This is a genomic window from Halogeometricum sp. S1BR25-6, assembly GCF_031624495.1.
GTDB lineage: Archaea > Halobacteriota > Halobacteria > Halobacteriales > Haloferacaceae > Halogeometricum > Halogeometricum salsisoli.
On sequence record NZ_JAMQOP010000001.1, the window covers coordinates 1,183,323 to 1,206,494 of the forward strand.

Consider the following 23,172-nt stretch of genomic DNA (forward strand, 5'->3'; position numbering starts at 1 on the left):
CAAAATGACCGAAACCACCCGAAGTTTTCGTACGCGTAGCGCACGCGCGCGCGAGAACGAAGGAGAGGAAGAAGAGACCCAAGAGGAGGACGAGACGCTTCGCTGTCCGGAGTGCGGTTCGACGAACCTCGTGAACGACAGCGAACACGGCGAGACGGTGTGCGAAGAGTGCGGACTGGTCGTCGAAGAGGACGCCGTCGACCACGGCCCCGAGTGGCGCGCCTTCGACTCCTCCGAACGCGACCAGAAGTCCCGCGTCGGCGCCCCGACGACGAACATGATGCACGACAAGGGGCTGTCGACCAACATCGGCTGGCAGGACAAGGACGCCTACGGCAACTCCCTGTCGTCGAACCAACGTCAGAAGATGCAGCGCCTCCGAACGTGGAACGAGCGCTTCCGAACCCGCGACTCCAAGGAGCGCAACCTCAAACAGGCGCTCGGCGAAATCGACCGCATGGCCTCCGCACTCGGCCTCCCCGACAACGTCCGCGAGACGGCCTCGGTCATCTACCGACGGGCGCTGGACGACGACCTGCTTCCGGGCCGCTCCATCGAGGGCGTCGCCACCTCGGCGCTCTACGCGGCCGCGCGGATGGCCGGGACGCCCCGGTCGCTCGACGAGATAACCAGCGTCTCCCGCGTCGGCAAAGACGAGATATCCCGGACGTACCGCTACGTCGTCCGCGAACTCTCGCTCGAAATCGAACCCGCCGACCCCGAGCAGTACGTCCCGCGGTTCGCCTCCGACCTCGACCTCTCGGACGAGTCCGAGCGGCACGCCCGACAGCTTCTGAAGACGGCCAAAGAGCAGGGCATCCACTCGGGCAAATCGCCCGTCGGCCTCGCAGCCGCCGCCATCTACGCCGCCTCGCTGCTCGCCAACGAGAAGGTGACGCAGAGTCAGGTGAGCGAGGTGGCCAACATCTCGGAAGTGACCATCCGCAACCGCTATCACGAACTGCTCGAAGCCGAAGAGCATCTGGTCGCTTAACCGGGCGACCCTTCCGCTCCGTTCGGGGTCCTTCTCCTCTCCGCCCCGCTTTCCTTCCTCTCTCCCTTACGCGAGCGACGTCTCCGTCCAGCGCACTCGACGGAGAGCGTAACACCCAATCCGGTGCCCCCGAACCGGCGTCCATGGAGACGACGCGACACTTCACCGCGACGGTGTACATCGTCAACGACGGCGCCGTCGCCCTGCACCGCCACGAGCGACTCGGCATCCGCATCCCGCCCGGCGGTCACGTCGACCGGGACGAACTCCCGCACGAGGCGGGACTCAGGGAGGTCCGCGAGGAGACGGGTCTCGTCGCCGAGTTGCTCGACGAGACGGACCCGGTGGCCGCGCCCGCCGGGGAAACGCTCCCCGACCCGCGCCGCCAGATGCTGTACGACATCGACGTCCGCGAGGACGGCCGCGTCGGCCACCAGCACGTCGACCACGTCTACTACGCGACGGTCGACTCGCGCGAGATCGACCCCGACGGGCACGACGAGGCGGACCCGGAGGTGTGGGCGTGGTACGACGCTGCGGACTTACAAGAGAGCGACGTCGACCCCGACACCGTGCAGTTCTCTCTAGAGGCCATCGACGCCGCCGAGCGCGCGGGCTGACCTACTCTCCTCACCTCTCCTCTTCGACCAGCGACCGGACGTACTTCTCGACGTGGTCGTCCATCCGTCGCTTGTACCCCGCCTGCCGGGCGAGTCGGTCCAACTCCCTCGACGCGTACGTGCCGTACTGCACGGCCTTCTTTTCCACCGAGGCGACCGACTCGGGGACGAGTCCGCGCGCCGCCTCCCGGAGCGCCACCTTCCGGCGGCCGTCGGCGACGAGCAGTTCGTCCGGAAGGGGGAGCGCCGCGCGCACGACCCGGTCGTGGAGCAGGGGCGCGACGGGTTCGACGCCCGCCGCGCGCAGAGCGAGCACGTCTCGCTCCAATTGGTCGGGGAGCGTCCGAACCATCTCCGCGGCCGCGCCGCGGACGGTGTCGGCCTCGACGCGGGGGTCCTCGGGCGCCTTCGCCACCTTGGCGTACCCGCCGAACAGTTCGTCGGCCCCCTGCCCGACGGCGAGTCGGTCGAAGCCGTCGGCGGCCGCGCGCTTTCCGACGAGATAGAGCGGCAGCGCTATCTGGAGGTCCATCGGGTTCATCCGGCCCAGTATCGAGACGAGTTCGGGGACGGCCCCGCGGATGTCGTCGTGAGTTAATTCGACCACGCGCAGGTCTGCCCCCCGGCCCATCGCCGCGGCGGCGTCGCGCGCGGCGGCCACGTCGTGGCTCCCCTCGAACCCGGCGACATAGCAGGGAGCGTCGGGGACGCCCGCGGCGACGACGGCGGAGTCGACGCCGCCGGAGAACGCGACCGCCAATCCGTGGTCGTCGACGCCGCGCACCGACTCGGTGACGGCGTCCGAGACGGCCGACAGCGCTGCCGCTCGATTCGTCTCGGCCGGCGGCGTCGGGAGCGTCCACAGCTCCTCGTCCCCCGCGGCGGTCCGGCGACTCCCGGCCGGGACGCGCATCGGGTCCGAGAGGTCGCGTCGGTCGAACGACCACGCGCTGGGCGCACTCGGGTCGGCGGCGCCGCGTTCGGAGAACAGCGGCTGTCTGCCGAGGACGTCGCGGACGAGAGCGCCGTCGAGTTCGCCAGCGAACCCAGCGGTGCCGGGGAGCGGGTCGCCCGAGTCGACGGCGGCGCGAACCGTCTCCGGGTCGGCGCCGCGGAGCATCAGAAGAAGTCGGCGACGCCGCGTCTCACGCGGCGGGTGACGCCGCCGCCGAACTGCCGGAGCGAGATGCGCCACGGCGTCCGGTTGCCGATGACGTTCGTCTCTCCTCGGACGACGGCGTCGAGGATGCCCTCGACCGAGCGGTCGTCCGTGCCGACCTGCGTGACGGCCTGCCCGACCATCTCGCTGATGTGGGCGTCGCTGCCAGCGGTCTTCGGCAGGTCGCGCGCGGTGGCGAACTTCTCGGCCTTGCGGTTCGAGCGGCCGGTGAACAGCCGCGAGTTGTACACCTCGATGGCGTCGGCGCCGGCGAGTTGCGTCCGGGTGATGTGCGGGGCGACCCCGTGCCGGGAGGACTGGAACGGGTGCGGGACGACGGCGATTCCGCCCTGGTCGCGTATCTCCGTCAGCGTCTCGTCGAAGGAGAGCCCCGCGGGGACGAGTTCGTCGATGCCGAGTCCGAGGACGTGCCCCGCCGCCGAGGTGACTTCCATGCCCGGGATGCCGACGAGGCCGTACTCCTCGGCGATGTCGGCGGCGCGCAGGCTCTCCTCTATCTCGTCGTGGTCGGTGACGGCGAGGGCGTCCAGTCCGACCGCCTGCGCCTGTTCGAGGAGCAGCTCTATCGGGTCGCGGCCGTCGTAGGACAGCGACGAATGCGCGTGCAACTCGACCGATAACACGGATAGAACTAACCGCCCCGGTTAGAAAAGCGGCGCGGTCCGACCCGCGAATCGGTCGTCGGCTCGACGGCGATTCGATTATCGTCCGGCAGCGATTCGACGGCGATTCGATACGCACGTTCGTGGACATAGAAAGGTCTTAGAGCCTGCGTTCTGACCACACCAGTGAATGAGCCTTCCCGACGCGGACCGCGAACTCGTCGTGGCCGAACTCGGACGCGACCCGACGCCTGCGGAGACGGTGCTCTTCGAGAACCTCTGGAGCGAACACTGCGCGTACCGCTCCTCGCGCCCCCTCCTCTCGGCGTTCTCCTCGGAGGGCGACCAGGTGGTCGTCGGTCCCGGCGACGACGCCGCCGTCGTCCGCCTGCCGACGTACGACGCCGACGGGAACGAGGTCGACTCGACCGATAGCGCCGGCGAGACGTACGTCACGCTGGGCATCGAGAGCCACAACCACCCCTCGTACGTCGACCCCTACGACGGCGCGGCGACGGGCGTCGGCGGCATCGTCCGCGACACGCTGTCGATGGGTGCCTACCCCATCGCCCTCGCCGACAGCCTCTACTTCGGCGGATTCGACCGCGAGCACTCCCGCTACCTTTTGGAGGGCGTCGTGGAGGGCATCGCCGACTACGGCAACGCCATCGGCGTCCCCACCGTCGCCGGCAGCGTCGAGTTCCACGACGGCTACGAGGGTAATCCGCTCGTCAACGTCGCCTGCGTCGGATTGCTGGACGAGGAACGCCTCGTGACGGCGGAGGCGCAGTCCGCGGGGAACAAACTCGTCCTCGTCGGCAACGCGACGGGCCGGGACGGCCTCGGCGGCGCCTCCTTCGCGAGCGAGGACCTCGCGGAGGACGCCGAGACGGAGGACCGCCCGGCCGTGCAGGTGGGCGACCCCTACTCGGAGAAACTCCTGATAGAAGCGAACGAGGAACTCGTCGACGAGAGCCTCGTGGAGTCCGCACGCGACCTCGGTGCGGCAGGCCTCGGCGGCGCCTCCTCCGAACTCGTCGCCAAGGGCGGGTTCGGTGCCGACATCGACCTCGACCGCGTCCACCAGCGCGAACCGAACATGAGTGCGTTGGAGATTCTCCTCGCGGAATCGCAGGAACGCATGTGCTACGAGGTGCGCGCGGAGAACCTGCCCCGAGTCACCGAGATAGCCGAGAAGTACGACCTCGGCTGTTCGGTCATCGGCGAGGTCGCGGAGGGCAACTACGTCTGCACGAAGGACGGCGAGACGGTCGTCGACGTGCCCCCCGAGTTCCTCGCCGAAGGGGCGCCGATGAACGACCTCGACTCGGTCGAACCGGAGCAACCCGACCGCGACCTACCGGACGCCGAGTTGGAGGAGGCGTTCGAGGCTGTCGTCGGGTCGCCCTCGACGGCCTCCAAGCGGTGGGTGTACCGCCAGTACGACCACGAGGTCGGCCTCCGGACGGCGGTTCGACCCGGCGACGACGCGGCCGTGATGGCCATCAGGGAGGCGGGCGCAGCGCGGAGCGCCGCGGAATCGTCGAACGGCGACAGCCGTGAGACCGGCGCCGGACTCGCCATCTCCTCGGGCGCCAACCCGAACTGGACGACGTGCGCCCCCTACGACGGCGCGCGCGCCGTCGCCTTGGAGAACGCGACGAACCTCGCGGCGAAGGGCGCGACGCCCCTCGCCGCCGTGGACTGCCTCAACGGCGGTAACCCCGAGAAGCCGGAGGTGTACGGCGGCTTCCGAGGTATCGTCGACGGCCTCGCCGACATGTGCCGGGACCTCTCGGTGCCCGTCGTCGGCGGCAACGTCTCGCTGTACAACGACTCCGTGTCGGGACCCATCCCGCCGACGCCGACGCTGGCCGCCGTCGGGACGAAAGCCGGCTACGACGCCCCCCCGGCGGCGTTCGCGGGCGAGGGCGAACTCCTCCTCGTCGGCGAGTCCGGCGGCGCGCTCGGCGGGTCGGAGTTCCTCGCGCGGATGGGCGGGTCGGACGCGTTCCCGGCGCTCCCCGAGAACGCCAGCGAGGTGCTGACGGCGCTGGCCGAGGTGGCGGATAGAGAAGAGACGCTCGCCGTCCACGACGTGAGCCACGGCGGCCTCGCCGTCTCGCTGGCCGAGATGGTCACCGCCGAGGCGGGCGCGGACGTGACGCTCGGAAGCCTTCTCACGCTGTTCGACGAGACGCCGGGGCGCGCCGTCGTGGAGACGACGGACGCCGAGGCCGTCCGCGAGGCTCTCGACGGCGTCGCTCCCGTGACGACGCTCGGCGCCGCGACGACGGACGGGACGCTGTCGCTGTCCGTCGCCGGGGAGACGGTGGAGTACGACGCGGCGGCCGTCTCGGAACTCAGAGGCGCCCTCGCGAGAGAACTCGACTGACCGGCTCAGTTCGGTTCAGTTCGGTCCAACTTAGTTCAAGCTTAGTTCAGCTCAGTTCCGCTCTCTCCGCCCCTCGACGCGCTCTATCGCCTCCTCTTCGACCGATAGCTCCAGCGACTCCTCGCCGTTCTGCGCGCCGAACGGGAGCGAGGAGCCGAGTTCTCCGTCGCCCTCGCCGGGGACGGACGAGGTGGTCTCGACGGAGACGAAGTACAGCGAGCGCGCGTCGGCGGAGCCGCTGGCGTGACCGAAGTGGAGGTACGCCTCCGACTCGGACTCCAGGAGGCGCAGCACGTCGTCAAACTCCGCGAGGTCGAAGTACGCCCAGACGTCGAGACTCTTCTCGGAGTCGACGCCGGTGACGACCCCCGTCTCTCCGGTCTCCGTCCGGTCGGGCGTGAACAGGAGCGTCGCCTCGTCGCGGGACGCCTCGCTCTCACTTCGAGCGTCGTCACCGTCGTCGCCGCCGGCCGGCGATTGGAGGACGATTCGTCGTTTGATGGGGCTCCACGGTTCGACCGCGACGTCGTAATCCGCGACTTCGAACTTGGCGGTAGGCACACTCCGGTTTCGGACCCGCCGATGAAAAGTCTGGTAGCCGACGCGCCGTTCCGGGAGTCAGCCCTCCCTCGCGCTACGGTTCGAGGACAACTTTCCCGACGCTCTGCCTGCTCTCCAGATACTCCTGCGCCTCGGCGGCGTCTTCGAGGGAGAACGTCTCGCCGACGACGACGTCGAGTTCCCCCTGCGCGAGCAGTCGCTGGAGGTCGCTGACCGCGCCGAGGACGCGCGAGGGGTCCTTCTCGATGGCGTTGCCGAGGTGGAAGCCGAGCACCGACTTGTTCTCGAACAGGAGGTCGGTGGTGTCCGGCGTCGCCACGTCGCCGGAGGCGGCGCCGTAGACGACGATGCGTCCGAAGGAGGCGAGGGCGTCGAGGCTTCGCTCGAACGTCTCGCCGTTGACGCCGTCCAACACGAGGTCGACCCCCTCGCCGTCGGTCTCGGCCTCGACCGTCTCGCGGAAGTCCTCCTCCTCGTAGTTGACGCCGTGGTCTAAACCGAGGTCGGCGGCGAGTTCGAGTTTCTCCGCGGTGCTCGCGGTGCCGAACGACTCCGCGTCGGCGTGGTCGGCCAACTGGACGGCGGCCGTCCCGACGCCGCCCGCCGCTGCGTGGACGAGGACGCGGTCGTGAGCGGTCAGGTCGCCCCAGTTGTGCAGGCAGTTGTGGGCGGTGAGGAACTGGACGGGGAACCCGGCCGCCTCCGGGAACGACATCGACTCGGGCACCTCGAACAGCGACGCCGCGGGCGCGACGACGTACTCAGCGTACGCTTCCGGGGCGAGGGCGACGACCCGGTCGCCGACCTCCCGGTCGACGTCGTCGCCGACGGCGTCGACGGTGCCCGCCGCCTCCATGCCGGGGACGAACGGGGGTTCCGGACCGCCGCGGTAGTGGCCGCGGCGCTGCATCACGTCCGCGAAGTTGAGCCCCGCGGCGGCGACTTCGATTCTGACCTCACCCGGACCGGGTTCGGGAACGTCGGTCTCGCGCGTTTCGAGGACGTCGCTGGTACCGAACTCGGTGACGACGATAGACTTCACACCGGTGTTTCGGTCGCTCGACTCAAAAGCGACCGGAAGGCGGAAGCGGACCTACAGGAGGAACGGCAGTCCGAAGATGACCGCGAGGCCGACGACGAGGACGACGAATCCGGTCGCCGCCTTTCCGGTCGAGAACTCCTGCATCGGAGCGGTGACGCGGCCGGGGTCAGAAGAGTGGTGCGCCTCGGGGAACTGGTCGTGGTCGCTCTCGAACTCTTCGCTCGGGTTCCGATAGTCGTCGTCGGGGTTCTCGCGGGTGTCGTCGCTCATACGCGGTCGTTCGGGTTCCCGCCTAAAAGAACATCCGAATCGCGAGGCGGGCAGGGATGCTAAGTACGCTTCCGACGACGACGGCGTATGGACGACGCGAGCGGAGACGGCGCGGCCGAGCGCCTGCCGAACGGCGAGGAGCGGCGGTGGTGGAAGGAGGCGGTCGTCTACCAGATCTATCCGCGGAGCTTCAACGACTCCGACGGAGACGGAGTCGGCGACATCCCCGGCATCACCGAACGGGTCGACCACCTCGACGACCTGGGGGTGGACGTGGTGTGGCTCAACCCCGTCTACGAGTCGCCGCAGGCCGACAACGGCTACGACATCGCCGACTACCGCGCTATCGACTCCGAGTACGGCACGATGGCCGACTGGGAGGACCTCCGCGACGCCCTCCACGACCGGGACATCCGTCTCATCATGGACCTCGTGGTGAACCACACCTCCGACGAGCACGAGTGGTTTCGGAACGCGCTCGAATCGACGGACGCCGAGTACCGCGACTACTACATCTGGCGCGAGGGGCGCGACGCCGCCGAGGCGGACCGCGAGTACGAACTCGGCCCCGCGGACGAGGCGCCGCCGAACGACTGGGAGTCGTTCTTCGGCGGTCCGGCGTGGGAGTACCACGAGGGCACCGGCGAGTGGTACCTCCACCTGTTCGACCGCAAGCAACCGGACCTGAACTGGGAGAACCCGGCCGTCCGCGACGACGTCTTCGAGATGATGAACTGGTGGATAGAGAAGAGCATCGACGGCTTCCGGATGGACGTCATCAACCTCATTTCCAAGCCCGACGGCCTGCCGGACACCGACCCCGAGGCGGGGATTCGGACCATCGACCGCGCGGCGAACGGGCCGCGCGTCCACGAGTACCTCGACGAGATGCGCGACCGCGTCCTCGACCGCGGGCTTCTCACCGTCGGCGAGATGATCGGCGACCCGCTTCCGCTGGACCACGCGCGCCGCTACGTCTCGCCCGACGAGGACGGCGACGGCCTCTCGATGCTGTTTCACTTCGAGCACGTGCTCATCGACCGGGGCGACCGCATCTGGGAGACGAGCGATTGGGACCTCACCGACCTGAAGGCCGTCTTCGACCGCTGGCAGGACGCCTTCGCCGAGGAGGGATGGAACTCGCTGTACCTGAACAACCACGACCAACCGCGGATGGTCTCTCGCTTCGGCGACGACGGGGAGTATCGTCGGGAGTCGGCGAAACTGCTCGGTACTCTGCTCCACACGCTCCGCGGGACGCCGTACGTCTACCAGGGCGAGGAGTTGGGGATGACCAACTACCCCTTCGACTCGCTCGACGACTTCCGCGACGTGGAGACGCTCAACCCCGTCCGAAGCGCCCTCGACAGCGGCGAGGTGGCGTCGTTCGGCGCGGTTCGCGACGCCCTCCGTGCCAACAGTCGGGACAACGCCCGGACGCCGATGCAGTGGTCCGACGACGAGCACGCCGGATTCTCCGAGTCGGAACCCTGGATCGGCGTCAACCCGAACTACCCCGAGGTGAACGCCGCGGCCGAACGCGACGACGAGGGGTCGGTGTACGAGTACTACCGGCGTCTCGTCGAGTTCCGCGGCGAGAACGACGTGGTGGTCTACGGCGACTACCACCCGTTCGTGCAGGACCACGAACGGGTGTGGGCGTACACGCGAACGCTGGGCGAGAAGCGACTGTTCGTCGCGCTCAACTTCGCGGGCCGGGAGACCACCGTCGAAATCCCCGTCGAGGCCGACGAGGCGACGCTGGCGCTGTCGAACTACGACGGCGGCGGGCGGGCGGTCTCGGAACTGCTCGCCGGCGAGTTCCGCCTCCGGCCGTGGGAGGCGCGGGTGTACCGACTCGCGTGAGACGGGCGCGACCGACGGCCGCGGGGCGAGCGCTCTCGGTCGTCGCGGGGGCGAACAGGCGACACGCGGTCCGCTCCGCTCCCGGCGCGGCGTGTCGCGCACCCGCGGACGCGCCGGGTCGTCGGTCAGGACACGGGACCGCTGGTCCCGTCCCCGTATATGAACGTTCGTGGCGTCGGCGCCGCGTTCGGCGCAAGGACGGCGACAGTCGAAACCGTCAAACGGCCCATACGCGAACTCGGTAGCAAGGAATGCTCACGAAGCGTATCATCCCCTGTATCGACGTCGACCTAGACGACGACGGGAACCCCGCCGTCTACACCGGCGTCAACTTCGAGGACCTGAAGCACACCGGCGACCCGGTGGAGATGGCCAAGCGGTACAACGAGGCGGGCGCCGACGAGTTCGTCTTCCTCGACATCACCGCCTCCGCAGAGGGGCGCGCGACGATGCTCGACACCGTCTCGCGCGTCGCGGACGAAGTGTTCATCCCGCTGACCGTCGGCGGCGGCATCCGCACCCGCGAGGACATCAAAGAGACCCTCCGTGCGGGGGCCGACAAGGTGTCCATCAACACCGCGGCGCTCCGGAACCCCGACCTGGTGAACGAGGGCGCGCGGGCGTTCGGGTCGCAGTGCATCGTCATCTCGGTGGACGCCCGGCGGCGCTACGACGAGGCCGGCGAGCACTACGTCGAGGTGGACGGCGAGTCCTGCTGGTTCGAGTGCACCGTCAAGGGCGGTCGCGAGGGGACGGACGTCGACGTGGTCGAGTGGGCCGCGGAGGCAGAGTCCCGCGGCGCGGGCGAACTGTTCGTCAACTCCATCGACGCCGACGGGACGAAGGACGGCTACGACATTCCGCTCACCAAAGCCGTCTGCGACGAGGTGTCGACGCCGGTCATCGCCTCCTCGGGGTGCGGGGGGCCGGAGGACATGTACGAGGTGTTCACCGAGGCGAACGCCGACGCCGGCCTCGCAGCCTCCATCTTCCACTTCGACGAGTACTCTATCCGCGACGTGAAGGAGTATCTCGACGAACGCGACGTCCCCGTCCGACTCTGAGTCGGGACGGTCAGGAGTTCGCGGAGCATGCGGGGCGTGCGGGCCCGCCCTCGACCGGTCGTGCGGCGTCGGCGCGGGACGCGACGGCGTTCAAGTTCTCCGAGCGCGTACTGGGGCTGTGAGCTCCTTCGACACCGACGCGTGGCGCGACGCGCTACTGACGAGCCGCGAGCACAAAGACGAGTACTTCGCCCGCGACCCGAACTCGCCGATTCCGGCTGACCAGCGCGAGACGTTCGACGGTCTCTCGTACTTCGACCCCGAGGAGTCGTACCGCGTCGTCGTCGAACTGGACGAGTACGAGGACAAAGAGACCATCACCGTCGAGACGACGACCGAGGGCGAACGCGACTACCTCGTCTGGGGGTCGTTCGCGTTCGAGATAGCGGGAACGGACGTGACGCTCGACGCCTACCGTTCGGACCCCGAAGAGAACCGCCTGTGGGTGCCGTTCCGCGACGAAACCAGCGGCGAGGAGACGTACGGCGCGGGGCGCTATCTCGACTTGGAGGACCCGGACGACCGGGAGGACGACGCGTGGGTACTCGACTTCAACGCGGCGTACAACCCGTTCTGCGCCTACAGCGACCGCTACGAGTGTCCGTTGGTTCCGGCGGAGAACTGGCTCGACGTGCCGATTCGCGCCGGCGAAAAGACGTATCGGCCGGACTGACCCGGACTACAGCGCGGCTTCGAACTCGTTCGTGAAGTCCGCCGAGAGGTCCTGCACGCGCCGGGAGGCGTCCCCGAGGGCGTCCAGCGGGTCCGTACCCGGTTCGGTCCGCACCGAGAGGATGGGGTCGGTCTGACCGCCCGACTGCTCGGGGTTCATGTCGTACGTCGCCGCGGCGACGCCCGGCGTCTCCAGCAGGGCGCCCTTGATGACGTTCATGAAGGTGTGGTCCTCGCCCGCGATTTCGAGGCGGAGTTCCTCGTCCGTCTTGTTGATGACCCGCAGTTCCATGCACTCCCCTTCCCGGTGACGGCGTTTCAGTATTTCGTCTTATCCGAGGAGGAACGACCGCAACTCCTCGCGATAGGCGTCCGGGCGGTCCTGCATCACCCAGTGTCTCGCGTCGTCGAGTCCTCGTACCTCGGCGCTGCGCAGGTCGTCCCGCAACCGTTCGGCGTACGAGACGGGTTGGAACTCGTCGTCCGCGCCCCAGAGCAGGAGCGTCTCGGCGGTGATGTCATCGTAGTCGAGTTCGGTCGTGTGGTTCGTGTTCGTCGCGACGGCGTTTCGGCTCAGGGAGACCGCCCCCTGCTCGGACCGCCACTGGGATTTCATCCCCTCCACGAACTCCTCGCTCGGGTCGTCGTCGAAGAGCGTCTTCCGGTACAGACCGTCGAGCATCTCCTGTAGGTCCTCGACGTCGTTCTCCTCGACCGTCGACGGGAGGCCGATGTCGTTGACGGCCTCGATGGGCCAGGAGTCGTACGCGACGGCGTTCGAGAGAACGAGTTCGTCGACGGCGTCCGGTCGGTGCGACGCGTACCGGAGACCGACGCCGCCGCCGAGGTCGTGCCCGACGAACGAGACCGTCTCGACCCCGAGTTCGTCGAGCAGGCCGTCGATCATCTCCTCCTGCGCTCGGATCGACCGGTCGAAGCCGTCGGCCATCGACGAGTTGCCGTAGCCGACCATGTCGGGAACGATCACTCTGCGCTCGTCTTCGAGACCGGGGACGACGTCGCGCCAGAGGAACGACCACGTCGGAATCCCGTGCAGGAGCACGACGGGGTCGCCCGACCCCTCGTCGTAGAAGGCGACGTCGAGGTCGTGTCCGTCGACGGCGACGGTCGTCGAGTCCTGTCGCTCCGTCCACTCGCTGTGTCGTGACATGGTCGGCTAGCCGGCGGCCGTTTCCATAGTCCTCCCGGCCGACCGGACGGCGCCCATAATCAGACGTTACTCGGGGAACAGCGCCGAGACGTCGGGGTCGGACTCGACCAGTCGGTACGCGCGGTCGTCCCGTTCGACGACGTCCGCGTGGACGAGATGGTCGAGGTGCGCCCACGCCTCGCCGGGACCGTGCAGGATGTGGATGTTCTCCAACTCGCCGAACAGGCGGGCGCTGACCGTCCACGCGTCGAGCGGTCCGTGTTCGTCCAGGACGTCCACGACGCGCCGAGTCCGGTCGCGGTGGTGGTCGAGGATGGTCCGCGCGCGGGCGGAGGGGTCCTCGATGGGGTCGCGGTGGCCGGGGAGGGCGCGCGAGAGGTCCCGGTCGACGAGGGTGCGGAGGCTGTCGACGTACGTTTCGAGGGGTCGCTCGACGCGGAGGTCCGCGCCCCCGACGTTCGGCGTGTACTTCGGGAGGATGGCGTCGCCGACGAACGCCTGTTCGCGCCCTCCGTTCTGCCTTCCATCGCCGTCCGCGTCGAACGCGAACGCGACCAGACCGGCGGCGTGGCCGGGCAGGTGGACGACTTCGAGTTCGCCGTCGCCGGCGGGGATGCGGTCGCCGTCGGTCATCGTGACTACGTCCGCCGGGTCGCCCGCCAAATCCTCGTGCGTGTCGAGGTAGTCCGCCAACTCCGCGCGTTTGGCCTCGGGAAGTCCCCACTCCTCGAACCGCCGTTGCCGCAGGTCGCGTTCGGCCGAGACCGCGGATTCCTCGCCCGCGACGAGGGGGGCGTCCGCCTCGTGCGCTCGGACGACGGCGCCGCTTTCGGCCTGAAGTTCGCCCGCGAGGCCCGAGTGGTCGGCGTGCCAGTGGGTGAGCAGTATCTGGTCGACGTCGGTGACGTCCAAATCCGCCTCGGCGAGGCCGGCGTCCAAATCGGCCCGAATCTCGTCGAGTGAGGCGCCGACGTCCACGAGCGTCGTTTCCTCGCCGGGCAGGAGGTACGCGTTGTTCCGCCCCTCGAACACCGTGTTCCCGAGTCGGATGCGACGGAGGTCCATACCACGCGCGACGGCGCGTACGGTGTTGAGAGTTGGCATCCCGGAGGGTGACGGCGAGGCGCCGCATCCTCCGAAACCGGCGGAGGACGCCTCGGGCGGTAGGGTTTCACTTGTCGACGACCGATAGTCGGCCATGGTCGAGTACCGGCCCGGCGAGTGCAACATCGGCGAGGCCGAACAGCGCCGGCGCGCCCTCCTCGGCGCCGCCGCCGCCCTCCTCACCCTCGGCCTCGTAACGTGGGCGTTCGGGTTCGGCGGCCCGTGGTGGGTACCGGCGCTGGCGGCGCTGCCGCTGTTCGGCGCGGCGGAGGGCTACTTCCAGACCCGCTTCATGTTCTGCACCGGGTTCGCCTCGCTCGGCATCTACGACGTGTCGGACGGCGGGAACGACAGGCGGCGGGTGACGGACGACGCGGCCCGACGCGCCGACCTGAAGCGCGCGTGGCGGATACACGGCTACGCCGCCGTCGTCGCCGTCGTCGGCGTCCTCCTTCTGTTCGGCGTCGACGCACTCGTGTCCGCGAGCTGACTATGTTCTCCCCGATACATTAAAATCGGAGACTTTCGTATCTGTCAGTAATTGAATGGAGAACTTCTACGACCTGCTGGGGGTCTCCGAGGACGCCGCCCCGGCCGACGTCAAGCGGGCGTGGCGCGGGAAGGCCCGGGAGTACCACCCGGACGTGAACGACGACGCCCGGGCGGGCGTGCAGTTCAAGACGCTCCGCGCCGCCTACGAGGTGCTCTCCGACGAGACGAAGCGCGCGGCGTATGACCGGATGGGCCACGAGCGGTACGTGGCCGAGCGACTCGACGGCCTCCCGACGGCCGGCATGGACCGCCGGGAGGACGGCGCCGGCGCCAACGGTGACGGGCGGTGGCGGAAGCGCGCCGACGCGGCCGGCGGTCAGTCCGCCGGCCGGTCCGCGTCGACGGCGTCCGCCTCCTCGGCGGGCCGCACCCGGTCTTCCGGGGCGAACGCGGGCACCGGAACCGCCGGCCGAACTCGCGGCACCGGCCGGTCGCGAACCGAGTCGACGCGCCGGTCGCGTTCGGCCGGGGCGACCGACGCCTCGCGGACGGACTCTGCCCGGTCCGCGAACCGTTCGGCTCGCACGGGGTCGGCGTCGACTGCCGGGTCCGGCGGTGAGTCCGCCGGGTCGGCCGCTCACTCGGCGTCCGCCACCGCCGCACCCCGGTCGCTGTGGTACGCGTGGACCGCCTCGCTCCTCGCGGGCGTCGTCTACCTCGGCGGCCTCGCGGTCTACCTCCGTGCGAACGTCGCCGCGCTGTCGTCGTTCGCCGCGTCCCTCGAAGCGTCGCCCGCCGCGACGCTCCTCGGCGACGTCGGCCTCGTCGCTCCCGGCGCGTTCGCCCTCGGCGCCGTCGGGTCCGCGCCGGGTCCGGCGCTCGCCTTTCCCGCCGGCGCGGCGCTCCTCGCGGCCGTCTTCGTCGCCTTCGCCGCCCGGTTCCGTCACGGGACGGCCGGCCTCTCGCTGTATCTCTACCCGGTGGGGGCGCTGGCGCCGCTCGCGTCGTTCGCGCTCGGCCCCGTCGTCGCCGCGCCGGCCGCGGGTCTCACGGTCGCCCTCGTCGTCGCCGTCCCGGTGCTCACGGTGACGGTGTTCCTCGCCGACGTGGGGCGGACGCTGTTCGGGTCGGAGTAGCGGCGCCGGGAACCGCGGGGACCCGTTTCGAGTTCTCCCGGTCGGCCGCATACTCTCGATCGGTCGCGAGGCGAGACCACTTTTGTCGCTCCGGGACCAACGGCGACTCATGACTCTCGAAGCCGGAGCAGTGCGTCGGTTCCGCTGTCGCGGCGTGAACGCCTACCTCGTCGACGACGGCGGGACGCTGACGCTCGTCGACGCGGGGACGCCGTGGGACGGGGCGCGGATGCGCGAGATGCTCTCCTCCTCGGGGGTAAGCCCCTCGGCCATCGACCGCGTGCTCCTCACGCACTTCGACCTCGACCACGTCGGGACGCTCGCCACACTCGGACTCGACGCCGACGTGCCGATACACGCCTCCGAACCGGACGCCTCCTTCCTCCTCGGCGACGCCGACCCGCCCGCCGGGAACCACAAAGGGGCGTTCCAGCGTCTGGCCCGCCTGTTCATCGACTCCCCGGAGAACGAGGTGATTCGCGTCAGCGACGGCGACGAGGTGGGAGGGTTCGACGCCTACCGGACCCCCGGCCACACGCCCGGCCACGTCGCCTACCACCACGCGGGCCACGGCGCGGCGTTCCTCGGCGACGTGGTTCGGGGGTCCGACGGCGAACTGGACACGCTTCCCTGGCCGATGTGTTACGACGCGGACCGCAACGAGAAGAGCCTGGCCGACCTCGCCGAGCGCATCGACCCCTTCGAGGTCGCCTGCGTCGGCCACGGCGACCCGATCCGAACCGGCGGTTACGACGCCCTACGCCGGGCGGCCGACCGGCTCTGACGTCGGGTTTCATATTCCTTCGCTGACGATTCTCGGGCATGGTCGAACCCGACTCCGCCGGAACGCTGAGCCGCCGCCGACTGTTGGCCGCGACGGGCGCGGGTGCCGTCGGCGCCTTCGCCGGTTGTACCGCTCCTGGACTGTCGACCCGAGTCGAAGAGTCCTTCGAGGTGACGCCGTCGGACGCCACCGCGGTGCGCGTGCTGAACCGCAACGGCGGCGTGACCGTCCGCCCCGGCGAGAGCGACGCGGTCCGCGTCGAGGTGGTGAAACGGGGGCTCAACGTCGACGAGGGCGCCCTCGACCGGGTGACGGTGAATCGGTCGGTCACCGACGGCGTCCTGACGCTCGAAGTCGTCTACCCGCCGGAGGTGACCCGAATCACGACGGACCTCACCGTCGAACTCCCGTCGTCGCTCTCCTTGGCGCTCGCGGAGACGGGCAACGGCGGCGTCGACGCCGAAGGGGTCGCGGGGGACGCGACGCTCCGCGCGAGCAACGGCGCCGTCAGCGCCGAGGGGATGCCCGGGTTCCTGACGCTCCGCGCGGGTAACGGCGGCATCAGGGCGGCCGACGTCGGCGGCATCGACGGCGTCACCGCCGGCAACGGCGGCGTCGACGTGGAGATTCCGGCGATACGCGGCGATACGTCGGTCAGCGCCTCCAACGGGGGTATCGACGCGGCGGTCGCGCCGGATTTGGACGCGGCGTTCGAGGCGCGCGTGACCAACGGCGGCGTGGACGTCTCCGGTCTCGAACTCACGAACGCCACCGTCTCACCGACGCGCGTCGCGGGAACGCTCGGCGACGGCGGCCCGTCGCTGACGCTCCGAGCGGGCAACGGCGGCGTCGACGTGCGGCGTCTCGACTGAAGCGTATCGTTCCGAGAAGGAAGCAGGGACCGCGGAGAGCGCGGACCCCGGACTGACCAAGCCACTGCGAAGAGCACCAGTCTCGCAGTTCCTTACCTGACGCGCCGGTAGTTCAGTACCACGCGCGTCACTACCCGTTTTGACGGTTGTCGTGAAAAAGGCTGCGCTGGTGCCAATACCTTCTAACTCCGCTCCGAGTTCCGGTCATATGGTGGGTAGTTGTCCCCTATTTGGACAGAAAACCAAAAACTCGTTCAATTGTAATGGTCTTTGTTACGTAATCCAACGCCGTTTTGCGCGCTAATCGAGCGAATCCGTAAGTGTGGGAGTCTGTACCGTGAGAATAACGGGCGTGAGACGCGCTACCGAACGAGATAGGGGTCGCCGCCGGCGGTGAACCGTCCGAGGTCGGTCTCCCGTCGGAAGTCGGTCGACGTAAGGACGTCGATGGCCTCGACGAGTCGGTCGTGGTGGGTGTCGTCCCAGTCGCTCGGGTCGGCGATGGGGAGGACGAGAAAGCCGCTTCCGCGTATCTCGGTGCCGTGTAGGTCCTCCATGTCGACGGTCACCTTGCGGGCCTGCGCCGTGTAGTTCTCCAGAACGTACGTCGTCGCGCGGGCGCCCACCGGCAGGAGGACGTGCGCGGCGATGGCCCGCAGTTCGGCGTCGAAGAACCGCTCCATGTCGTCGTAGTCGCTCTGCGAGGGGACGTCCTCGGAGACGCACATGTTCAGATACGAGAGGAACGTCTTCGAGACGGTCGGTCGGTCCCCGGTCGCCTCCAAGAGTCCTCCCTCCGCGAGGGCGGCCTGCAGGCGGACGGACGGTTCACCGGTGAACGGCACGCCCGTCGACTCCCCGCCGTGTACGCCGGGGTAGTCGCCGATGACGTGAAAGTCCGCGTTGGCGTCGCCGTATCCCGGAACGAACCGTTCGCACGGGGGGTTCATCCCGAAGGGGTTGCTCGTGCGGTCGGTTACGTTCTCCACGGCGCTACGTAGCGAGGAGAGGGATATATTCGGTGCGGTTTCGCGTCCGCCGCGCGGGGTCGTGCGGTTCGGGCCCGGTCAGAGTTCGACGCCGGAGGGGATGAGACTGTGTCCGCGGAGCAGATTCCCCTCGGCGTCGTAGACGAGAAACGTCCGCTTCTCGTAGACGACCGTCTCGCCGTCGTCGCTTCGTATCTCGACCCGGTACTGTCCGTCCTCTCCGTCGGCGGACTTACCGTACTCGCGCGCCGCGCGGATGAATCGGAGCACGTCGTCCGCGTCCTCGTTCAGTTCGAGGACGAAGTCGCCGGTGATGCGGTTCGTGACGCTCACCACGCCCGACGCGCCGGGGTCGTCGACGTCGCCCTGCAGACGGAACGCCACGTCCGTCTCGGCGTCGTCGAGGAGTTCCCCGTCGGGGTCGGTGAGTCGGTCCGAGAGCGTTTCCTCGGGACCGTGAAAGTCGATGCGGACCAACGGCCTCTCGGGGGAGTCGCCGGTCTCGACCCAGTCGATTTGTTTAACGTCCAACTCGAAGTAGTCGCGCCTCATTCCGTGAATCGATTTTGGGCGTCACGGCGTATGAACGTAACGCCCTCACACACTCCGTGCGACTCGGACGCTGTGCCGGGAATCCGCCGACGGCGAGGGGAGAAGGGCGGAGTCGGTAGCTTTTACCGCGTCGCTCGCACCCATCCGAGCATGGTCTGGGTCCGCTCGGAGTACGCGGGACCGCTCGCCGTCGTCCTGACGTGGCTCTCGGCGCTCCTCCCGTGGAACGTGACGTACTCTCCGGCCGTCTCCGGGGGGTCGGTGCTGTTCGTCCGCTTTCCCTTCTTTCAGATTCGATACGCGTTCGGCGTCCCGTTCGCCGACGCGGTTCGGGTGTTCGACCCCTTCTCGGCCGTCGCCTTCCAGGCCGGCAACTCGATTCAGGTGGCCTACGAGGCGTGGACCGTCGGCGCGGCGGTGCTGGCCGTCGCCCTCGTCGTCTCCGTCGTCTACTACGCTCGCGAGGAGGCGTTCGAGTCCAGTCCCATCGACCCGGTCCGCCTCCTCGGCGGCCTCCTCGGACTCGGCGGCGTCGTCCTCGCCGTCGCCACCTACCTGCTCGCCACCCGCGGGTTCCCCGGCGTCCCCCTCCCTATCGGCGTCGTCTTCTACCTCGCGTTCGCGGGAGTGCTCCTGACCGTTGACCGGACCTGACCTCCTCGAACGCACCGCCGCCGAACGGGAAATTCACCCATTACGTTAAGTCACTTCGAGAGAAAGTGTCGCCAACGTACCGGAGCGCAGACGAATGTCAGAGAGGGAACTGGACTCGGGGGAGACGGGGGAACAGACGGACGCCGCGTCCGGCGGGGACGTCGGTGCGGCCGGCGACGCCGGCGCGACGGCGTTCGAGGAGCCGACGGATTCGACGCCGCCGAGGGAGTCGGACCCCTCGGACCGATGGGGGTTCGCGGCCGCCTTCGCGGACGCGCGGCGGCGACTTGTGCGCGCCGCCGAGGTGCTCCGCGGGTCGACCATCGACGTGCGGCCGTACCGGCCCGCCGACGGCGAACTCACCGCCTTCGCGGTGCCGGAAGGCGAGGACGTCGTCGACCGTTACTGGGTGAACGCGCCGTACGCCCACGTCGTGCTCACGTATGACGATGCGGCGAGCAAACACCGCTACTACGCGGTCGAACCGGAGCTGGACGATTTCCGGCGGGAACTGCTCGAACGGGTCCGCGAGGACATCCGCGACCCCCTGCTGTACGGGTCGGAGACGGCCGCCGACGAGGGGACGGTCCGCCGCGAACTGCGGGCACTCCTCGAACAGTACGGCCTCGACGTCGACATGGCGACGTTCCACACCCTGTCGTACTACCTGCACCGGGACTTCCGCGGCTACGGCCGCATCGACCCGCTGATGGCCGACCCACACATCGAGGACATCTCCTGCGACGGCTACGACCTGCCGGTGTTCGCTTACCACGACGAGTACACCGACATCGAGACCGACGTCTCCTTCGGGAAACCCGAACTCGACGGGTTCGTCGTCCGCCTCGCCCAGCGGTCGGGCCGGCACGTCAGCGTCGGCGACCCCGTCGTCGGGACGACGCTGCCCGACGGCTCGCGCGCGGAACTCGCCCTCGGCGAGGAGGTGACGCCGCACGGGTCGGCGTTCACCATCCGGATGTACGCCGACGACCCGTTCACGCCCGTCGACCTCGTGCGGTTCGGCACGTTCTCCGTCGAGCAGATGGCATACCTGTGGCTCTGCATCGAACACAACAAGAGCCTCATCTTCGCTGGCGGGACGGCCTCCGGGAAGACGACGGCGATGAACGCGGTGTCGATGTTCATCCCGCCGCGCTCGAAGGTGCTGACCATCGAGGACACGCGCGAACTCTCCCTCCACCACGACAACTGGCTCTCCTCGGTGACGCGCAGTCGGGCGCACGAGGGGTCCGACATCGACATGTACGACCTGCTTCGGTCGGCGCTCCGGCACCGCCCCGAGTTCATCATCGTCGGCGAGGTGCGCGGCGAGGAGGCCGTGACGCTGTTTCAGGCGATGAACACCGGGCACACGACGTTCTCGACGATGCACGCCGACAGCATCGAGACGGTCATCAACCGACTGGAGAACGAACCCATCAACGTGCCGCGCGCCATGGTCCAGTCGCTGGACCTGCTGTGCGTCCAGACGCTCACCCGGTCGAACGGCGAACGGGTCAGACGCTCCCGCGCCATCGGCGAAATCGGCGGCATCGACCAACGGACCGGCGAACTCGACTACTCGCGGGCGTTCTCCTGGGACGCGGAGACGGACACCTTCGCCCAGCGCAACTCGGCGCTGCTGACGGAGATACAGAACGACCGCGGTTGGACCCGCGCCCGCCTCCGCCGGGAGGTGGCCCGCCGCGAGCGGTTCCTCCGTCTGCTCGTCGAGACGGACACCGACGACTACCGGCGGTTCACCGCCCTAGTCAACGAGTACTACGCCGACCCCGAGCGCGCGATGTCGCGGCTCGAAGCGGAAGCCGGCGCCCCCGAGAAGACTGACGGCACCGTCGCAGACGCAGAGGCGAACGCGGGCGCTTCGGCCGTCGCGAGGGACGGACACGGCGACGGAGACGCGTAGATGGTCCTCGGCTACCTCCCTCTCGCCCTCGCCGTCCTGCTCTGCCTCCCGGTGGCGCTCTCACCGGTGAGTCCCCGCGCCGACCTGCTCCTCGCCCGCGTCTCGCTCCCCCTGTTCGGGCGGTACGTGACGCGGGAGAACCCGCGGCGCCGGCGGCAGGAGAAATCGCTCCGCGCGGCGTTCATCGGCGGGAGCCACCGCATCTACGCCTCGAAGACGCTCCTGATGGCCGGGGTAGCGGGCGTCGCCGGGAGCGTCTTCGGCGTCTACCTCGCCGCCTTCCTCGTCCAGACGTTCGCCGTCTCCGCGGAGACGCTTCGCGCGGCGGTCCCCGGTCCGCTGTCGTTCGTGGCGTCGCTCGCGTCCGTCCCGGACCTCTCGTGGGCGCACCTGTTCGCCCTGCTGCTCGCCTCCAGCGCCACCGTCGGGGCGGCGATGGCGCTCGCGACGTACCTCGCGCGCTGGCAGTACCTCTCTCAGCGCGCGCGCGCCCGCCGCATCGAGATAGACGCGACGCTCCCGCAGACCATCGCGTTCGTCTACGCGCTCTCGCGGTCGGGAATGCCGTTCCAGACGGTGCTGGCGACGCTGACCGAAAACCAGCACGTCTACGGCGAGGCGACCCGGGAGTTCGGCGTCGCCGTCCGCGACGCGCAGACGTTCGGGACGGACCTGCCGTCGGCGCTCCAGCGGATGGCCGAGCGGACGCCGAGCCAGCGGCTCGAAGACTTCTCGCAGAACCTCACGAGCGTGCTCGCCAGCGGACAGAGCCTCTCGTCGTTTCTCCACGACCAGTACGACCGGTTCCAGGAGGAGTCGGAGGCCCGACAGGAGCAGTATCTCGAACTCCTGGCCACGTTCGCCGAGGCGTACGTCACCGTCCTCGTGGCGGGACCGCTGTTTTTCATCACCATCCTCGTCGTCGTCGGCCTCGTCATGCAGGACACGCTCCCGCTCATCCGCGTCGTCGGCTACCTGGGTATCCCGCTGGCGAGTACCGGCTTCGTCGTCTACGTCGACAGCGTCACCGAGTCGCTCCGCGGACCGGGCGGCGCGGACGGCGTCGACGTCGAGTCGCCGAAGGGCGAAACGTCCGCTGACCCGGCCGCAGGGCCGAAGGCCGCCCTCGGACGCGGCGGGGACGGAACGGCCCCGCCGGCGGCCACCGACGGCGGCGCCGACGTCGCCGGCGACCGATGGCAGGCCAACCGCGAGCGACTGGCGGTGTACGACCGCGTCTCGTCGGTGACGCGACTGCTCGCGCGGCCGACGCGGACGATGCTCGACGAACCGCTCACCACGCTGTTCGTGACCGTTCCGCTCGGTCTGCTCTGGGTCGCCCTCACGCTGGACGCGGGCGCCGCCGTCGACGCCCTCCGCGCGGCCGTCGCGCCGGGCGCCCAGGGGACGTGGTCGGCGTTCGCCGCCGTCGTCGACGGGCCGGTCGTCGAACTCGCTCTCCTCACGATGGCGGGCGTCACCGTCGCCTACGAGGTTCGAAAACGCCGCTTGACGGCGATAGAGCGGGAGATGCCGGACTTCCTCGACCGGATGGCCAGCGTCAACGAGGCCGGAGTCACGGTCGTGAAGAGCCTCGAACGCCTCGCGAACAGCGACCTCGGGCCGCTCACGGACGAACTCCGGCGAACGTGGCGCGACGTCCAGTGGGGCGCCTCCGTCCGGGAGGCGCTCCTCGGTTTCGACCGGCGGACGCGCGCGCCGACGGTGTCCCGCGCGGTGACGCTCATCACGAACGCCGTCGCCGCCAGCGGCGAGGTGGCGCCGGTGCTCCGCATCGCGGCCACCGAGGCGCAGGACGCCCGCCGCCTCCGTCGCGAACGCCGACAGGAGATGCTGACCTACCTCGTGGTCATCTACATCTCGTTTTTCGTCTTCCTCGGCATCGTCGTCGCCCTGACGCTCGCGTTCATCCCGGCCGTCGAGGCGGCGAGTCAGTCGGCGGCAATCAGCAGCGGCGAGGTGCAGGGCGTCTCGACGGGCGTGTTCGCCGGACTCAGCACGGTCAACACCGGCGCGTACGAACTGCTGTTCTTTCACACGGCGTCGATTCAGGCCGTCTGCTCGGGTCTCATCGCCGGACAACTCGGCGAAGGCCGCGTCTTCGACGGGCTGAAACACGCCCTCGTCCTCCTCTCGCTGTCGTACGCGCTGTTTCTCTTCCTCTGAGTCGGCTCTCCTACCCTATCCTATCCTATCCTATCCTA

At 69.1% G+C, this 23,172-nt stretch carries 23 protein-coding genes; 13 read left to right on the forward strand and 10 right to left on the reverse strand.

Annotated features, from left to right (window positions below):
• Nucleotides 1-4: 4 nt before the first annotated feature.
• Together NDI76_RS06165 and NDI76_RS06170 are read left to right on the forward strand one after the other, a co-directional pair.
• Nucleotides 5-994 carry a transcription initiation factor IIB gene (locus tag NDI76_RS06165; RefSeq protein ID WP_310923128.1) on the forward strand — a complete coding sequence of 330 codons (990 nt, stop codon included), beginning with the start codon at nucleotides 5-7 and terminating at the stop codon, nucleotides 992-994.
• A 143-nt stretch (nucleotides 995-1,137) separates the two neighbouring features.
• Complete coding sequence (locus NDI76_RS06170; RefSeq protein ID WP_310923129.1) at nucleotides 1,138-1,614, forward strand: NUDIX hydrolase; 477 nt, start codon at nucleotides 1,138-1,140, stop codon at nucleotides 1,612-1,614.
• Between the two features lie 10 nt (nucleotides 1,615-1,624).
• Here the strand turns inward: NDI76_RS06170 and NDI76_RS06175 are convergent, their stop codons facing one another.
• Together NDI76_RS06175 and NDI76_RS06180 are read right to left on the reverse strand one after the other, a co-directional pair.
• A complete protein-coding gene (locus NDI76_RS06175) occupies nucleotides 1,625-2,734 on the reverse strand; it encodes an asparagine synthase C-terminal domain-containing protein (RefSeq protein WP_310923130.1) in 1,110 nt (369 codons plus the stop codon).
• On the reverse strand, nucleotides 2,734-3,417 hold the full coding sequence (locus tag NDI76_RS06180; RefSeq protein WP_310923131.1) for a PHP domain-containing protein: 684 nt from the start codon (nucleotides 3,415-3,417) through the stop codon (nucleotides 2,734-2,736). The genes NDI76_RS06175 and NDI76_RS06180 overlap by 1 nt, the downstream gene beginning before the upstream one ends.
• Nucleotides 3,418-3,586: 169 nt before the next feature.
• On the opposite strand from NDI76_RS06180, the gene purL reads away from it, so the two are divergent.
• The gene (gene purL, locus NDI76_RS06185; protein WP_310923132.1) at nucleotides 3,587-5,791 is read left to right on the forward strand and encodes a phosphoribosylformylglycinamidine synthase subunit PurL; all 2,205 of its coding nucleotides are present in this window, start codon (nucleotides 3,587-3,589) and stop codon (nucleotides 5,789-5,791) included.
• Between the two features lie 51 nt (nucleotides 5,792-5,842).
• Here the strand turns inward: purL and NDI76_RS06190 are convergent, their stop codons facing one another.
• From NDI76_RS06190 to NDI76_RS06200, 3 genes are all read right to left on the reverse strand, one after another.
• The gene (locus tag NDI76_RS06190) at nucleotides 5,843-6,352 is read right to left on the reverse strand and encodes a hypothetical protein (protein WP_310923133.1); all 510 of its coding nucleotides are present in this window, start codon (nucleotides 6,350-6,352) and stop codon (nucleotides 5,843-5,845) included.
• Between the two features lie 73 nt (nucleotides 6,353-6,425).
• The gene (locus tag NDI76_RS06195) at nucleotides 6,426-7,394 is read right to left on the reverse strand and encodes a quinone oxidoreductase family protein (RefSeq protein ID WP_310923134.1); all 969 of its coding nucleotides are present in this window, start codon (nucleotides 7,392-7,394) and stop codon (nucleotides 6,426-6,428) included.
• Nucleotides 7,395-7,445: 51 nt separating this feature from the next.
• Nucleotides 7,446-7,664 (reverse strand): DUF7550 family protein, encoded by a 219-nt coding sequence (locus NDI76_RS06200; RefSeq protein ID WP_310923135.1) that lies wholly within the window; start codon nucleotides 7,662-7,664, stop codon nucleotides 7,446-7,448.
• An 87-nt stretch (nucleotides 7,665-7,751) separates the two neighbouring features.
• On the opposite strand from NDI76_RS06200, the gene NDI76_RS06205 reads away from it, so the two are divergent.
• From NDI76_RS06205 to NDI76_RS06215, 3 genes are all read left to right on the forward strand, one after another.
• The gene (locus NDI76_RS06205) at nucleotides 7,752-9,530 is read left to right on the forward strand and encodes a glycoside hydrolase family 13 protein (protein WP_310923136.1); all 1,779 of its coding nucleotides are present in this window, start codon (nucleotides 7,752-7,754) and stop codon (nucleotides 9,528-9,530) included.
• 251 nt (nucleotides 9,531-9,781) lie between these two features.
• On the forward strand, nucleotides 9,782-10,594 hold the full coding sequence (gene hisF, locus NDI76_RS06210; RefSeq protein WP_310923137.1) for an imidazole glycerol phosphate synthase subunit HisF: 813 nt from the start codon (nucleotides 9,782-9,784) through the stop codon (nucleotides 10,592-10,594).
• Between the two features lie 118 nt (nucleotides 10,595-10,712).
• Nucleotides 10,713-11,267, forward strand: a complete 555-nt coding sequence (locus NDI76_RS06215) for a DUF1684 domain-containing protein (protein WP_310923138.1) — start codon at nucleotides 10,713-10,715, stop codon at nucleotides 11,265-11,267.
• A gap of 6 nt (nucleotides 11,268-11,273) precedes the next feature.
• On the opposite strand, the gene NDI76_RS06220 is transcribed toward NDI76_RS06215, so the two are convergent.
• From NDI76_RS06220 to NDI76_RS06230, 3 genes are all read right to left on the reverse strand, one after another.
• A complete protein-coding gene (locus tag NDI76_RS06220) occupies nucleotides 11,274-11,558 on the reverse strand; it encodes a DNA-directed RNA polymerase subunit L (RefSeq protein ID WP_310923139.1) in 285 nt (94 codons plus the stop codon).
• A 39-nt stretch (nucleotides 11,559-11,597) separates the two neighbouring features.
• Nucleotides 11,598-12,437: an alpha/beta fold hydrolase gene (locus NDI76_RS06225; RefSeq protein WP_310923140.1), complete on the reverse strand. Its 840-nt coding sequence runs from the start codon at nucleotides 12,435-12,437 to the stop codon at nucleotides 11,598-11,600.
• 66 nt (nucleotides 12,438-12,503) lie between these two features.
• On the reverse strand, nucleotides 12,504-13,502 hold the full coding sequence (locus NDI76_RS06230; RefSeq protein WP_310923141.1) for an MBL fold metallo-hydrolase: 999 nt from the start codon (nucleotides 13,500-13,502) through the stop codon (nucleotides 12,504-12,506).
• 133 nt (nucleotides 13,503-13,635) lie between these two features.
• Here NDI76_RS06230 and NDI76_RS06235 point away from each other — a divergent pair, with 133 nt between their 5' ends.
• From NDI76_RS06235 to NDI76_RS06250, 4 genes are all read left to right on the forward strand, one after another.
• The gene (locus tag NDI76_RS06235) at nucleotides 13,636-14,031 is read left to right on the forward strand and encodes a hypothetical protein (RefSeq protein ID WP_310923142.1); all 396 of its coding nucleotides are present in this window, start codon (nucleotides 13,636-13,638) and stop codon (nucleotides 14,029-14,031) included.
• Nucleotides 14,032-14,086: 55 nt separating this feature from the next.
• The gene (locus tag NDI76_RS06240; protein WP_310923143.1) at nucleotides 14,087-15,169 is read left to right on the forward strand and encodes a DnaJ domain-containing protein; all 1,083 of its coding nucleotides are present in this window, start codon (nucleotides 14,087-14,089) and stop codon (nucleotides 15,167-15,169) included.
• A 109-nt stretch (nucleotides 15,170-15,278) separates the two neighbouring features.
• On the forward strand, nucleotides 15,279-15,953 hold the full coding sequence (locus NDI76_RS06245) for an MBL fold metallo-hydrolase (RefSeq protein ID WP_310923144.1): 675 nt from the start codon (nucleotides 15,279-15,281) through the stop codon (nucleotides 15,951-15,953).
• A 38-nt stretch (nucleotides 15,954-15,991) separates the two neighbouring features.
• Nucleotides 15,992-16,825, forward strand: coding sequence for a DUF4097 family beta strand repeat-containing protein (locus NDI76_RS06250; RefSeq protein ID WP_310923145.1), 834 nt, complete (start codon nucleotides 15,992-15,994; stop codon nucleotides 16,823-16,825).
• Nucleotides 16,826-17,187: 362 nt separating this feature from the next.
• On the opposite strand, the gene NDI76_RS06255 is transcribed toward NDI76_RS06250, so the two are convergent.
• A complete protein-coding gene (locus tag NDI76_RS06255; protein ID WP_310923146.1) occupies nucleotides 17,188-17,814 on the reverse strand; it encodes a uracil-DNA glycosylase family protein in 627 nt (208 codons plus the stop codon).
• 78 nt (nucleotides 17,815-17,892) lie between these two features.
• Nucleotides 17,893-18,366, reverse strand: a complete 474-nt coding sequence (locus tag NDI76_RS06260; protein ID WP_310923147.1) for a DUF5793 family protein — start codon at nucleotides 18,364-18,366, stop codon at nucleotides 17,893-17,895.
• A 150-nt stretch (nucleotides 18,367-18,516) separates the two neighbouring features.
• On the opposite strand from NDI76_RS06260, the gene NDI76_RS06265 reads away from it, so the two are divergent.
• From NDI76_RS06265 to NDI76_RS06275, 3 genes are all read left to right on the forward strand, one after another.
• Nucleotides 18,517-19,020 (forward strand): DUF7549 family protein, encoded by a 504-nt coding sequence (locus tag NDI76_RS06265; protein WP_310923148.1) that lies wholly within the window; start codon nucleotides 18,517-18,519, stop codon nucleotides 19,018-19,020.
• A gap of 94 nt (nucleotides 19,021-19,114) precedes the next feature.
• Nucleotides 19,115-20,947, forward strand: coding sequence for a type II/IV secretion system ATPase subunit (locus NDI76_RS06270; RefSeq protein ID WP_310923149.1), 1,833 nt, complete (start codon nucleotides 19,115-19,117; stop codon nucleotides 20,945-20,947).
• Nucleotides 20,948-23,134, forward strand: a complete 2,187-nt coding sequence (locus NDI76_RS06275) for a type II secretion system F family protein (protein WP_310923150.1) — start codon at nucleotides 20,948-20,950, stop codon at nucleotides 23,132-23,134.
• Nucleotides 23,135-23,172 lie beyond the last annotated feature (38 nt).